This window comes from Crossiella sp. S99.2 (genome assembly GCF_023094165.1).
GTDB lineage: Bacteria > Actinomycetota > Actinomycetes > Mycobacteriales > Pseudonocardiaceae > Crossiella.
On sequence record NZ_JALMDK010000016.1, the window covers coordinates 143,106 to 158,347 of the forward strand.

1 protein-coding gene (only partly in view) is annotated in these 15,242 nt (G+C 73.0%); it reads right to left on the bottom strand.

Annotated elements, in window-relative coordinates; translation table 11 throughout:
• On the bottom strand, nt 1-15,242 hold the 3' portion of the coding sequence (locus MZC64_RS40880; RefSeq protein ID WP_247765019.1) for a protein-glutamine glutaminase family protein. The gene runs 13,606 nt beyond the window's last position; 15,242 of the gene's 28,848 nt are visible here — the last part of the coding sequence; its start codon lies off the right edge, out of view — the gene reads right to left on this strand; the stop codon is at nt 1-3.

Sequence of the window (15,242 nt, forward strand, 5' to 3'; positions counted from 1 at the left end):
TCAGACCACGAGCCGGGCGAACTCCTGCTCGATCGCCACGATGTCCCCCGACAGCAGTGCCCGCACGCCCAGTTCGACCGGGGGCAGCATGACCTCGACGTAGGCCTCGGGGCCTGCCGCGCCGGGCAGGGCGGTGAGGTCGAAACCGAACCAGTAGTACGGGACGGTCTGCGGGCTGGGCAGCCCCCACTCGGCCAGCCGGGCGAACTCGGCGAAGAACTCGGCCTGGAAGACCGCCTCGGTCTGCTGGGCCAGCGCCACCCCCGCCGCCTGGTCCGGCCCGTACGCGGTGATCAGCACGGTCAGTTGCGGCGCGTTCCGGCGCAGCCGCCACACCGCGGCCCGCGCCGCCAGCCGGGCGGTCCGGTGCACAGCGGGCACGCCCCCGGCGACCAGCCGGGCCGGCGGGATGTTGTTGGTGGCCAGGTGCAACAGCGACACCGGCTCGTCCCTCGGCACGCCCGGCGCCCGCACCACCCGGAAGTGGCCGCTGCCGCCTTGGACGCCCAGTATCTCGCCAGGTACGGCGGAGACCCTGCCGTCGGCGGCGATGAGCGTGCGCACCGCGTCGTTCGGGGCGGTGTTCGCCTGGAGATCCTGGGCGATGCTGCGCCCGGTCGCGGCCGCGCGGGCGTCGGCACTGCACGAGAGCAGGGTGAGCTCCACGTCGTTGGCCGAACCGGCGAAGGCCCGCCGGAACGCCTGGGACCCCAGGACGATGGCGGAGGTCGCGGCCCCGGTCATGGCGACGGTGTCCCCCAGCCGGGTGCGGTGGCCGGTGGCCATCGAGAAGTGGAAACCCAGGTCAGCGTCACCGTGCATGGTGGCGGCCCAGGCGTGGCTGGGGTTCGCGCCCCTGGGGCTGAGGAACCAGCCAACGCGCTTGTACCGCGGGCCAGGGCCGGGCGGCGGCATCACGACACTGGCGTAGATGCGGCTGCGGACCGGGTTCTCCAGGGTGCTCTGCAGTGCCATGAACGCGCGGTCCTCGGGGTTGCTCGGGAAGAACTCGCCGCGCATGCCCAGCAGGGCGCTCGCCCGCTCGAACCTGCGCACCTGGTCCGGTCCCGGCAGGATCGGGTCGATGCGGTCGAACCCGTCACCGTCCATGACCAGGCGGCCGGTCCGCTCGAAGGTCAGCCCGCCTCTCGGGCCGTAGAAGGCCCGCGAGTACCCGCCGGGCACGAATTCGGCGGCGATCCCGGCGAGGTCGGCGACGGGGCCGTCGATGGCCGCCACCAGCACCGGGACCTCGGTCCCCTCGACGCCGTTGGCCGCGCCCTCCGGACCCAGCATGAGCCGCAGGTCGTCGCCGTCCCGCAGGTACCTAGGCAGTTCGGCCGGGACCAGCTGGAGTTCCTGGTCGTCGGCGCGCAGCGCCCGGTAGCCGTTGTCCTTGCGCGCGACGAACAGGAACACCGGCTCCCGCTGCCACGGGAAGCGCTCCCAGCGGCCGTCGGCCTTGACGAACCGCTTGCGGCGCTGCCCGCCCTTGGCCGCCCAGCGCCGCACCTGGTCGTACACCGCGGCGTCGCCGGGGAAATGCACGAAGATGCCGGCCAGCCGCCCCATCGGCCCCATGATCATCGTCGTCTTCAGGTCGCCGGGCCGTGGCGTGGACACCAGGGTCAGTGTGCCGTCGCCGGATCGCAGGTGGACCTCGTTGAAGAACTTCTCCGCCCGCAGCGCGCCCGCGAAGTCGAAGCCGACTCCGCCGTGGCCCACCCTGACCTCGAGCGCGTCGGTCTCGAGCACGACCGGGCGAAGCGGGTTCTCGGTCAGCAGCCTGCGGAACTCGGGCTCGGCCAGCACCACCTCGCCGAGCCGGGCGCCGCTCAGCTCGGCGCGCACCCCGTTGGCCAGCGTGATCGTGGCGGTGTCCGCGGTCCCGCTCAGCCCGACCAGCAGCGGCATCCGGCTGTCCGTGTAGGTCGGCAGCCGGTTGGTGAAGGTGATGGTGTCACCGGAGCTGAAGTGCTGGATGTCGGCCAGGGTGAGCGGCGTCCACCTGGTCGGCCGTTGGTTGAGCAGCAGCACGCCGTACCTGTTGTGCGCGACCGGGCCGATGTAGTGGTCGGCCACCCAGGGACCGGTGAGTTCGGTCAGCCGCTGCAGGAAGGCCGTGTTGAGCCGCTGGTCGCCGGGCGCCGCGGTGGTGTCGTGGGTGGTCAGCAACAGCGCGGGCCGGACCGCTCCGCCGGCCAGCCGCTGGAACTCCGGGCTGGCCGCGACCTGCTCGGCCAGCTCCTCGGCGGTGACCCGCTGCGGGGCGCCGCGCTTGCCCATGGCGTAGAACGAACCGTTGTCGGCGGTGAACATCATCCGGACCGGGTTGACGCCGTCGGCCCAGTCGGCGTCGACGAGCTGGGTGACCTTCTGACCGGGCGAGAACTCGCGCTCCAGCACCAGCGTCCGCGAGCCGAGGTCGGTGTACTTGGCCACGGTGCGGGTCATCAGCTGGGTGTGCGTCGCGTTGACGGTGGTGGCCAGCATGATCTCCCGGCCGTGCGCGTCGTTCAGCAGCAGCAGTTCGACCTCGCGCGGGCCCGCCGCGGCCACCGGCTGCGCGGGTCCCGCCACGGCGGCCGGGAGCTGCGCGGCGGGCGGTGGGGTGCCGAACAGGTCATAGGCGCGGTCCGCGAAGAGGTGGGCCGGATACGGGGCGTACCCGTCCTGGTCCAGCTGGTCGGTCCAGGCGAACAGCCGCACGGCCTGTTCCTGGGCCGCCGGGCTCAGCGGCAGCAGCTCCAGGAAGCCCAGCAGCACCTCGAGTGCCGCCTCGGGTTCGGCCGGTGTGCTGCTCGGGTCGGCTTCCAGCGCGTCGAGCCGCCGGTGCAGGGCCGGGTCCCTGGCGGCCAGCGCCATCGCGGCGGACAGCTCGGCGTGCGCCTGCCACACCGCGGGATCCAGGCTGCCGGCGAGGAACCGGAACTCCAGGCGGTCGCGGATCGCCTCGAACGCCTTGGCCAGCCGCGTGCGCCGGGCGTGCTCCCGCGGCTGGAGCTGTTCGGCGAAGTCGAGGTGCACCTGGCCGCCGGCGTGACCTTGGTGGGATCGGATGACCGCCAGCACGTCCTCGAGTCCGGTCCAGCCTGCCCGATCGCCCTTGCCGACCGGTGAGACCACCTTGATCCCGTTGGTGTGCGCGGACTCCGGGACGATCGTCCACTTCGGACGCTGCTCGATGGCCTGTCTCAGCTCGTCGGCCGGCTGGACCTCGACGGTGAATCCGAGGCTGGTGTCCGCCCGGCTGCTCACGCCGCCGGGAACCCCATCGGGGTGGAAGGTCAGCGGGTGTCCGCCGCCCGCGATCACCTCCAGTCCGTCGGCGTGGATCACGCCCAGGTGCCGCAACCGGATCGCGCGCAGCCGGCCGGTCAGCTCGCGGGCGGCGGTCAGCCGGTCGGTGAGATCGGGGAGGTCCGGCCCGGACCGCAGCCGCTCGCCCAGCTCGGTCCAGACCCGCGTCCTGGCGCGCAGTTCGGTCTGGAAGCCGGCGGGGAAGGCCGCGAGGTGCCGGTTGATCTGCGCGATCTCGTCGGTGAGCAGGTCCAGCCGCGCGTGCCGGGCGGCGTCGGCGGCAGGCGATTTGGCCAGCGGTGGGCCGCTGAACCCGGCGCCGGACAGCTCGGCGTGGGCGGTGGCCTTGTCCAGGTGCACCTGGACGAGCACCTCGCGGCCGGTGCCAGGCTCGTCCGCCTCGACCGCGTGGATCGGGATGTCGGCCAGGTCGAAGGACAACCCGAGCTTGGCCAGCACCTCGGCTTCGGCCGCCAATGCCGTCCGGAACTCCTGCTCGACCAGCCGCACCGGCATCCCGTCGAGCGCGCCGGTGGCCAGGGTGACCGACGGGAGCCTGCTGCCGGGCTGCAGCACGGCCCGGCCGGCGGCCGCGCGGGCGGTCCGGTATGCCAGTTCCCGCAACGCCTCCTGTTGCCCGGAGTTCGCGGGGTCCTGGTCCCCCGCGAACTCCAGCCGCACCTCGTCGAGCCGGTCGGCCAGCAGATCCCTGACCCGGATCAGCGGCTGCTCACCCTCGGGCACGCCGACCTCGGCGAAGGTGCCGCCGCCACGTACCCGGAGCGCGACGCCCTGGTACTTCAGCTCCAGCACATTGCTCGCGGCGGTGGCGCCCGCCAACTTCCGGTCCGGCAGGTCGAGGTTCCACTGATCCACGATCGACCACGCGGCCGGCGTCGCGCCGGGGTAGGCGGGCGCGTTCAGCCAGCACACCCTGGCCTCCAGCCAGGGCGAGTCCTCCGGATGGGCCTGCAGGAAAGTCGCGCTGCCGTGCAGCACCGGGGCGGCGGCCCGGCCGGTCAGCGTCACGACATCGCCCCTGCCGTGCGGGAAACCCGTCTTCCGAGCGACGATCAGGCCGGACCGCAGGCCGTGCGCGACCACCTTCCAGGTGTTGTCGTGGTGCGGGGCGACCAGGGCCAGGTTGTCGTACTCGGCCCCCTGCTCGTTGAGCTGCTGCTGGAAGTAGAAGCGACTGCCCGCGTCGTCGGTGTTCCGGTGGGCCAGCGCGTCAGCCTGGAGGTCGAAGTCCTCCGAGGGCAGGAACTCCCCGTCGATCGTGCCGTCCGCGCGCACGGCCGGGTACCTGACCACGGTGTCGGCGCTCGGGTGCGGCGGCGGCGCCGACCGGAACTCCGCGAGGTCGGTGCGCAGGGTGCCATCGGGCCGGAAGTCGAACTCCCCGGCCGCGGTGTGGGTGGTGCGCGAGTAGCCGCCGTCGGCGAATCCGGCGATGATCTCCTTGCGGCCCAGCACGGTCCCGCCCAGGGCGGCCAGCACGATCGAGGGTTCCTGCCCGTGCACCAGGTCGGCGCCCGCGGTGCCGCGGCCGAGCAGGCCGCGCAGGGTGGGGTCGTCGCCCAGGACTCCGGCAAGGTCCCGCGGGCTCAGGTCCAGCGGTTCGCCGCGGCGGGTGCCGAGGTAGCCGGTGGGCGTGCGCCTGGCCACCACAAAAACCGGTGGTGTGGCCGAGCCGCGCCACGGCGCGGGCGCCTCGCCAGCGGGCAGGGTGACCGTGGCCAGGGTGCCGGGTGTGCTCGCCGATGCCCACTGCCGCAACCGTTCCACCAGGATCTCATCGCCCGGGGAACGGACCAGCAGCAGTCGCGGGGTGCCGTCGGCGGCGCGGATCCGCAGCACGTCCAGTTCCCCGGCCCTGGGCTGGGACACCAGGGCCAGCTCGGGCGGGTGGTCGGCGTCCCAGACCAGGCCGCCGTCGCCGGTGAGCGAGTACACGTCCGGGTAAAGGCCGTGCGCGTGCAGTGCGGAGGCGAAATCGAAACCGAAGCCGCCGTAACCGTTGTGCGCGGCGCCGTTCGGGGTGATCACCACGACCGGGCTGCCCGGGTGCAGCCGCAGCGCGCCGGTGAACTCGGGCCGCCGGGCCAGCCAGTCCCCGGCCCAGTAGCCGTTCTCCTCGGTGACGAATCCGCCGGGGTGCGCCACGGACGTGCTGTGGCCGGAGCCGGCGGCGAGCACGAACAGCGGTGTCCGGCCGTCCCGCCCTGCTCCGGTGAGACGGACCTGCCGGACCGCGGTGGCAAAGCGCCGCATGTCCGCCTGCGACCACGCGTTCTCCGGTGCCGGCAGGCCGAAGACCCGGCCGGTATGGAAGAGGTCGCGGGTGGGGAACAGGGTGGGCCGGTGCCGGAAGGTGTTCGGCTCGGGGATGATCAGCACGCCGTAGGGGTCGAACTCGACCGGGCCGGAGTAGGTGTTGCTCTCCCAGTGCCCGCCGGTGCGCCTGCCCAGCTCGGCCAGGAACCGCTCGACGTGCTGACGCGGCGGGGCATCCGGCGCGGTGTCGCGGACCACGATGTTCAGCGCGGGCCGGACGCCGCCGCCGATCGCCTGGCCGAACCCGGGGTCCGCGGCCAGGTCGGCGGCCCGTTGCTCCGGGGTCCGCTCGACGGCGACCCCGGCGGGCAGGCCGACCCGGAAGTCGCCGGAGGGCGCCACGTCCAGGTAGATCCCGATCGGCCGGGTCCGGCCCGGTTCCAGCCGCCACTGCGCGGGCATCGGGTGTTCCTCGACGATCCGCCTGCCCAGCTGGTCGTAGTGGGTGACGGCCAGCACCCGCTCGGCGTGCGTGGTCGCGTTCCTGGCGCCGCGCTCGGGCCACGGATCGCCGGTGAGGTTGAACCCGTGGCGGTGGCCCTCGGCGTTGGTCAGCACGGTCGGGCGCACCTCCTCGGCGCGCGGCGTGGACACCAGGTGGAAGTCGGCGTCCCCGGCCGCGGGCAGCTCGGCGGCGGCCGCCGGGTTGACGGTCAGCACCGCTGCCTCGACGTGCCGGTACTCGCCTCCGTGACGCAGTTCCGTGGCGAAGTCGGCCGCGTGCCGCCAGGCGTCGTCGGGGCTGTCGCGGGCGAGCAGGACGATCCGCACCCTGGTGCCCGGATCCCCGGCGATCTCCCCGCCGTCGCGCAGGATCGTCCCGGCCGCCGCGCGCGCGTCCAGGTCCCGGCTGTCGCCGGCCAGGAACCCGTCCGTGGTGGCCACCAGGTAGACGTAGAGCGGGCCCTCCCGGTCCACGGGCAGGCCGGCGTGCACCTGGTACATCCGCAGCGGCCAGCCATGGGTGTGCGAGCGGTCCGGCACCAGGGCCAGGCCGCCGGGGGTATTGGCGCTGGGCGGGTAGCTGACGGCGGTGATCCGCCCGGCGCGGCCCTTGGTGACAACGGGGCCCGAACCCGGCCCCGCGGCGGGCAGTTCCGGCGGCACCGGCGCCACGGGCGCGCCGATCTCGTGGAACATGCCGTCCTCGCGCACGCGCCGCTTGCCCGTCTGCGGCAGCACGACCGGCTGATCGGCGCCCCACAGGGTGAGCGGCTGGAACTCCCGCTCCCCCGCCTGCTTGATCAGGTAGGCCACGGAGAACTGGCCAGGGTGGGCGGCGGCGGTCAGACAGTGGCCGAGCAGCACCTCGTCCCTGGCGCCGGCCTGCTGATAGATCTCGCTGCCGAAAATCGCCCGCGCGCCGGCGGATCCGTTCAACCACACCACATCACCGCGCACGTGCGGCCGCCCGGTGGCCATCGCGAAGCCGATGCCAAGGCCCTTTTCACCGTGGCCGTCCACAATCCACGGGTCCCGCCCCGCCCACGGCGCCGCCGCGCCCACGATCCGCTGCTGCCCGAGGGTGGTGACCTCCCGCTCGTAGGTGTCCTGGGTCGCGCCGACGAAGCGCATGCCGTTGAGCGCGTCGGAGAGCACGTCGAAGTCCTCGGTGGGGAAGAACTGGCCGTGCACCGTGCCGTCGGCGCGGACGTGCGGGTAGCCAATGAGTTCGCCGGGTCCGGGCGTGCTCGGGGCGACCCGCTGGAACCGCCCGTGCTCGATCCGCAGGGCGCCCGGCTGGTCGAAGGCGATCCGGCCGTCCGGGGTGAACATTGGGCGCGAGTAGCCACCGGGTACCAGCGCGGCGGCGAACTCCTGGATCCCGGTGACCGGTGCACCGAAGCCGATCAGCACGATCGGGCGGGTCCAGTCCGTGTCCGCCAGCCAGCGCAGCGCGGGCTCGTCTCGCAGCGCCTGGGCCAGTTCGGTCGCCGAGATCGTGGCGCCTGCCTGATCCGCGCGCTGGACGGCGAAGCCGGGCCCGGTGGTCTGGGCGAGGATGAACACCGGCGGCGAGTCCTCGGTCCACGGCTGGTCCAGCGGCTGCCCGGGCGCGTCCAGGAAAGTGGCCAGTGCGCCCTCATCGGCCTGCTCGATCCAGGCATGCAGGGTCGCGACGAAGTGCTCGTCCCCAGGTGCGTGCACCAGCAGGATGTCGGTCTTGTCCGCCGAGCTGGACAGCGTGGACGTTTTCAGGTCACCGTCCCGCCAGGTCGAGACCAGCTCGAACGCCAGGTCGCGGACCGGTCCGCTGGGCGCGTAGACGTCGTTGAAGTGCCCGGCGGACCGCAACGCGCCGGCGAAGTCGAAGCCCAGCCCGCCGTGGTTCCGCCGCGCCGCGCCCTCCGCGGCGACGAGCACGACCGGCCGGTGCGGCTCATTCGCCACCAGGGCGCGGAATCCGGGATCCGACAGCAGCAGTGCGCCGAGCTTGTCGCCCTCGGCCTCGGTGATCCGGCCGTTGCCGAGTGCCACGTTCGCGTGGCCGGTCGCGCCGTCGAGCGCGACGTAGATCGGATCCCGATCGCCCCACGGACCGCCGGTGGTGTCCTCGGCGAACTGCCGCAACCGGTTGATGGCGGTGTCCCGGTCGGCCCCGACGGGGAAGCCGAACAGCGGGCCGGCGGCGAAGTGGTTCACCTCGTCGAGGGTCAGCCCGATCTCGGTGAACCGTGCACCCGGCTGCACGGTCAGCTGGCCGTAGAAGCCGTAGCCGATCGAGCCGGTCCTGGCGTGACCGGGCCACAGTCCGGCGAGTCGCCGCAATGAGTCCAGCAGGGCGGTGTTCGGGTCCACCTGGCCGGGGGTCAGCTCGTTGGTGGCCAGCACGATCGGCGGCCGCACGCCGGCCTGGCCGGCCGCGGCGAACACGGTGGTCGCCAGGGTCAGCTCGGCCAGCTCGTCCCCGCTGACCTCGAGCTGCCGGTCCTTGCCCTTGAGCAGCACCACATGCCGGCCATCCTTGGCCTCCAACGTAAGCAGGCTCGGTTCGGTCCGGCCTGCCCCGGTGGCCGGGGACCACGGCGCGACGGTCTCGGTCCCCTTCAGCACGCTGTCGTCGAGGTCCTCGTCCTTCTCCGCGATCAGCCGCCGCGAATGGCTGGTGGCCTTCTCCGAGAACGCCTCCCAGGTCTGCTTCGCGTCCGCCGTCCCTGGGAAGCCCACGCCGTAGACCTTCTTGCTCACATCGGTCAGCGGCACCCACTCGACATCGGCCAGGTCCAGCCGGGAGACCCGGTGGAAACCGCCGGGCCGCGACTGGTCCACGGCGAGCACCTCGCGGTAGGAACCAGAACCACGCAACGCCTCAGCGAACTCGCGCAGCTCGCGGGCGACACGGGCGGGATCGGCGCCGAGCACCGCCACCGTGAGGTCCGGATCGGCGGCCAGCGCCTGGCGGTAGGCGTCGGCACCGGCGACCCGGGCGGCCAGATCGGCGCCGTCGGCGAGATCACGGGTGGTGGCAAAAACGTAGAACGGGGCGGGCTGACCGGGACGCGCGGGCAGCCCCTGGTAGACGGCCTGCCACTGGGCCAGTTCAGCCGGGTCGCGGGAGAAGGCGAGCGCGCCGCGCGCGTTCGGACCGGCCGCGAACGCCACCGCGGCTGGCTCGTGCCGGGGCCGCTTGGCCGAGGGCTGCCGCGGACCGCCCTTGGTGACAACGGGGCCCGAACCCGGCCCCGCGGCCGGCAGTTCCGGCGGCGGGGCCGCCACGGGCGCGCCGATCTCGTGGAACATCCCGCTGTCACGCACGGTCCGTCTGCCCGTTTTCGCCAGCGCGGCCACCTGATCGGCACCCCACAGGGTGACCGGCCCGAACTCCCGGTCGGCTGCCTGCTTGATCAAGTAGGCGACGGAGAACTGGCCGGGGTAGGCGGCAGCGGTCGAGCAGTGGCCGAGCAGCACCGCGTCCCTGGCGCCTGCCTGCTGGTAGACCTCGCTGCCGAAAATCGCCCGCGCACCCGCGGATCCGTTCAGCCACAACACATCACCACGCACATGCGGCCGGCCGGTGGCCATCGCGAAGCCGATACCGAGCCCCTTTTCGCCGTGGCCGTCCACGATCCACGGGTCCCGCCCTGCCCACGGCGCCGCGGCGCCCACTTTCTGTTTCTGCCCAAGGGTGTTCAGCAGCGGCCTGCCATTCGGCCCTCGGGTGGGGGTAGGAACCTCCCGGTGGTAAAGGTTCTGCATCTCGCCGACAAAACGCATGCCGTTGAGCGCGTCGGAGAGCACGTCGAAGTCCTCGGTCGGAAAGAACTGGCCGTGCACCGTGCCGTCAGCGCGGACGTGCGGGTAGCCGACCAGGTCGCCGGGTCCAGGCGTGATCGCAGCGACGTGGTGGAACCGACCGTGCTCGACCCGCAGCACGCCCGGCTGGTCAAAGGCGATCCGGCCGTCCGGGGCGAACATCGGGCGGGCATAGCCACCGGGCACCAGCGCGGCGGCGAACTCCCGGAGCCCGGTCACCGGCGCACCGAAGCCGATCAGCGCAAGCGGGCGGGTCCAGTCGGTGCCCATCAGCCGGCGCAGTGCGGGCTCGTCCCGCAGCGCCTGGGCCAGTTCGGTCGCCGAGACGGTGGCAGCTGCCCCATCCGCGCGCTGGGCGGCGAAGCCCTGCTCGGTGGTCTGGGCGAGGATGAACACCGGCGGTGTGTCCGCATCCCATGGCAGGTCCTGCGGTTGCCCGTGCGCGTCCAGGAAGTTGGTCAGTGCGCCTTCATCGGCCTGCTCGATCCAGGCCCGCAGGTCCGTGCCGAACTCCTCGTCCCCGGGTGCGTGCAGCAGCAGGATGTCGGCCTTGTTGCCGCTGGACAACACAGTCGTCTTCAGGTCACCGTCCCGCCAGGTCGAGACCACCTCGAACGCCGAGTCGCGGACCGGCCCGCTGGGCGCGTAGACATCGTTGAAGTGCCCGGCAGACCGCAACGCGCCGGCGAAATCGAAGCCCAGCCCACCATGGTTCCGCCGCGCCGCACCCTTGGCGGAGACAAGCACGACCGGCCGGCCCGGCTCATTCGCCACCAGGGCAAGGAATCCGGGATCCGACAGCAGCAGCACGCCGAGCTTGTCACCCTCGGTCTCCGCGATCCGGCCATTGCCGAGTGCCACGTTCGCGTGGCCAGTGGCGCCGTCGAGCACGACGTAGATCGGATCCCGGTCACCCCACGGACCACCGGTGCTCTCGGCGAACTGCCGCAACCAGTCGATCGCGGCATCCCGGTCCGCCCCGACCGGGAAGCCGAACAGCGGCCCGGCGGCGAAGTGGTTCACCTCGTCGAGGGTCAGCTTGATCTCGGTGAACCGCTCGCCCGGTCGCACGGTCAGCTGGCCGAAGCCGCCGTGGCCGACCGAGCCGGTCAGGGCATGACCGGGCCACGGTCCGGCCAATCGCCGCAACGAGTCCAGCAAGGCCGTGTTCGGGTCCGTTTCACCTGGGCTCAGCTCGTTGGTGGCCAGCACGATCGGCGGCCGCACCCGAGCCTGACTGGCCGCGGCGAACACGGTCGTCGCCAGGGCCAGCTCGGTCAGCTCATCCCCGCTGACCTCAAGCTGCCGGTCCTTGCCCTTGAGCAGCACCACATGCCGGCCATCCTTGGCCTCCAGCATGAGTGAGCCCGGCTCGGTCCGGCCGGCCGCAGTGGCCGGGGACCACGGCGCGACGGTCTCGATGCCCTCCCGCAACCCGTCGTCGGAGTCCTCGCTCTCGGTCCCGTCCACCGAGCTGTCGTAAGAGTCCTCGGTCCCGTCCATTGAGCTGTCGTCGGCATCCTCGTCCTTCTCCGCGATCAGCCGCCGCGAATGACTGGTGGCCTTCTCCGGCAACGCCGCCCAGTCCTGCTTCGCGGCCGCGGTGCCGGGGAAACCAACGCCGTAGACCTTCTTGCTCACATCGGTCAGCGGCACCCACTCCACATCGGCCAGGTCCAGCCGGGAGACCCGCTGGAAACCGCCGGGCCGCGACTGGTCCGCAGCGAGCACCTCGCGGTAGCGGCCGGAATCCCGCAACGCCTCGGCGAACTCCCGCAGCTCGCGGGCGACACGGGCGGGATCGGCGCCGAGCACCACCACCGTGAGGTCCGGATCGGCGGCCAGCGCCTGACGGTAGGCATCGGCACCGGCGACCCGGGCAGCCAGATCCGCGCCGTGCACGAAGTCGCGGGCGGCGGCGAAGACGTAGAACGGCACGGGCTGACCGGGACGCGCGGGCAGTCCCTGGTAGACGGTCCGCCACTGGGCCAGTTCGGCCGGGTCGCGGGCGAAGGCGAGCGCGCCGCGCGCGTTCGGACCGGTCGGGAACGCCACCCCGGCCGGCTCGTGCCGGGGCCGCTTCGCCTGGCGGCCCTCAGTCGATTCGTCCGATGAGGACAGTCCGCGGGTGCCGGGGACCGCGGTCGTGGGTCGGGCGGTGGCGGGCCGGGGTGCGCCGGGCGGGGACTGCCGCGATGTGAGAGCCGCGAGCGCCAGGTTCAGCGCGTCCGTGGCGGCGACGTCCCTGGGGGTCGCCTGGGCCGTGAGCAGCGCCTGCTCGCCGACGTCGGGCCCGGAGAGCAGCACCTCGACCTGGACGCCACTGTCCTGGTGCGGCCCGGCTTCGCGGCCGTGCACGCGCAGCAGCACGTGCTCGGGCCGGACGTCCAGGCCCAGCTCGCCCAGCCGCACCCCGTGGGCGGTCAGCTCGTCGGTGAACACCGCGGCGACCGCGTCCGCCCTGGCCTGCCCGTTCGTCTGGCCGCGGTGCCGGCGGAACGGGACGGGGTGGCCGTACCCGTCGACGGTCACCTCGGGCGGCGGCACGTTGTTGGCCCGTCGCCAGGCCGCCGCGGCGGCCACCGCGCGGGCCAGGCCGCGCACCTCCGCCACCTCGGAGCCCGGCAGGATGGTGCTCCCCCTGGGGAATCCCACCTTCAGCCCCGGGATCCGGCTCATCGTGAGGTCGGCGATCCGCACCTCCGGCGGACCCACCCCGTCCGCGGGCAGCACCTCGGCGAAGGCACCGTCCTCGACCTGGCGGGTCGCCGCGTTCTCCCACACCCCGACCACCCCGGAGGCGCCGAATACCCGCGCCGGAACACCGCGGAGCTGCCGCCACTTGATCTGGAACTCGGCGGCCCTGGTGGGGTCCGGCAGCCGGGGTTTGTTCAAGCAGCACTGCCCCAGCAGGACCGGGCCGGCGGGGTCCAGGCCCGCCTGCTGGAACACCTCGGTGCCGAAGACCAGGGTCGCGGCCGCCGCCCCGTCGACCAGGACGGCGTCGCCGATGTGCAGCGGCTGGTCGGTGCGCAGCCCGAACTGGAAGCCCACGGTGGAGCCGTGGCCGTCGAGGGACCAGGACCGGCCGGGGATCCCCGCCCACGGTGCGAGGTAGGCGACGCTGCGGGTGACGTCGCGGCCCGCGCTGTCCTGCTCGGTGATCTCCCGGAAGTAGTACTGCTGCCGGGTCGCGGAATCACGGTAGGCGGCCAGGTGCATCTGGTGGCCGTCCGTCTCGTCGCGCGGCAGGAACTGCCCGTGCACGCCCAGTGCCTCGTTCGCCATGGCGTGCGTGACGATGTCCCCCGAGCCGGGGAGCATGGGCGCTCGCGAGGTGAAACCGTTGCCGGTCAAGGTGATCCGGCCGTCCTGGGTCAGGGTGGCCTCCCCCTTCGGCGTGTGGATCCACCGGGAGAAGCCGCCGCTGAGCAGGGACTTGCCGAACTTCTGGGCGCCGGTGGTCTTCCCGGCCAGTCCCAGCAGCACGAGTGACCGGTCACGGCCGACGCCAATCCCCCGCCCCAGGATCCGCCGCAGTTCAGGATCGGCGCGCAGGACCTGGCCGAGCTGGTCCGGGGTGAGGGACATGGCGTGCCTGGGATCCGTGTGATCCCGCCACAGGCCCCGGTAACCGAGGTCGCTGGAACTCGCGAGCACGAACAGCGGCAGTTCGCCCTGCCGCCAGGGCGCTTCCTCCGTCCGGGCGCCGCCCGCCACCGCGGACCGCCGCACGCTGTCCGCGGTGACGTTCCAGGACCACACGTCGACCTCGTCGTCCTGCCGCTGGTCGCCAAGGGACAGGTGCACCGCCACCGGCACGCCGTCCCGGTTGGCCAGCACCTTCCGGCGCAGGTCCCCGGCCCGCAGCTCGGAAACGCGGACGAAACTGACGCCCGGTCCGGTCTGGATCCGGTCCGCCTCGATCCGGGCCGGGCCGTCGGGCGCGTGCGTGTCGGGGAAGAAGCCCTCGGCCCGCAGCGCCCCGGCGAAGTCGAAGCCGAGCCCGCCGAAGTTGTTGCGCACCGCGGCATTGCGGCCCACCAGCACCACCGGCCGCCGCGGATCAGCCTCCAGCTGCTGCCGGAAACCCTGGTCCGCCAGCAGCATCCGCCCGAACTGCCTGCCGTCCAGCTCCAGCGCGGGGCCGGCCACGGTCCCGATGCGCACGTGCTTGCCGTCCGGGGAGTCCACCGCGACGACCAACGGCTCGGTGCCCTGCCACGGCCCGCTCAGCCTGGCGGTGCCGCGCTCGACCTCGTCGATGAAGTCCCGCAGTGCGGCCGTTTCCGCCGCGAGGTCGCGGAGGCCGCCGCGCACCGGGAAACCGAACACCGAGTCCGCGGACACGTGCACCACCTCGGCCAGCGCCGGTGGCTTGCCCTCGGTGAACTTCGAGCCCGCGGGCACGGCCGCCACGGCGTAGGCGTCGGGCCTGGTGTCGCCGGTGACGTCCCAGCTCACCCAGGGCCCGCTCAGCTCACGCAGCTTGGCCAGGAACCGGGCGTTGGACAGGCCCCTCGCGCCGGGGGCCAGCGCGTCGTCCTTGCCGATCACCAGCAGTGGCGGGCGGATCGGACCGCCGGTGAGTTGCTGGAACATCGAGGAGCGGTGCAGCAGCGAGGCCAGGTGTTCCGGGGTGACCGGCAGCAGGGACTCGTCGTCCAGGCGCACCGTGAATTCGGGGCCGGAGCTGCCCACCATCAGCACCACGGGCCGCGTCCGGTCGCCGTCGGTGGCCGGGGCCCAGACCTGGGTGGTGTACTCCCGCTGCCAGGCGCCCGCGGCGTCGACCGACTCCGTGGCCACCGCCCGCAGGCGGTAGTCGGTGGTGTCGGCCAGCCTGTCCGCCGATTCGGCGGCGAAGGCCATGCCGAAGGACTTGCCGTGCTCGCGTTTCAGCTCGTGCCAGTGGAGATCGTCCGGTCCGGCCACGGACACCAGGTCGAACGAGGCGGTCGCCACGCTGGCGGCGTCCAGTGCCAGCCGGTCGGTGGCCGCGCTGATCTTGCGGTATTTCCCGTTGCCGCGCAACGCTTCGGCGAACTCCCGCGCGGCCCGCCGCGACCCCATCGGATCCGCCGGATCCGCGGCGGCCAGCCGCACCGGCACCTTGTGGTGGTCGGCGAGGAAGTGGAACCACGGCGAGGTCCGCACCCGCCGGGCGAGTTCGGCCCCGTCGATCAGCGCGCCGTCGACCAGGAACCGGTCACCCTGGCCGGTGGCGTAGACGTAGAACGGCTTGGCCCGCTGCGACACCGAGGGCAGCGCCTGGTGCAGCTCGTCCCACTGGTCGTTCTCGGACGCGCCGGTCGCGCCGAAGCTGAGGCCGCCCGCGGTGTTCGCGTTCA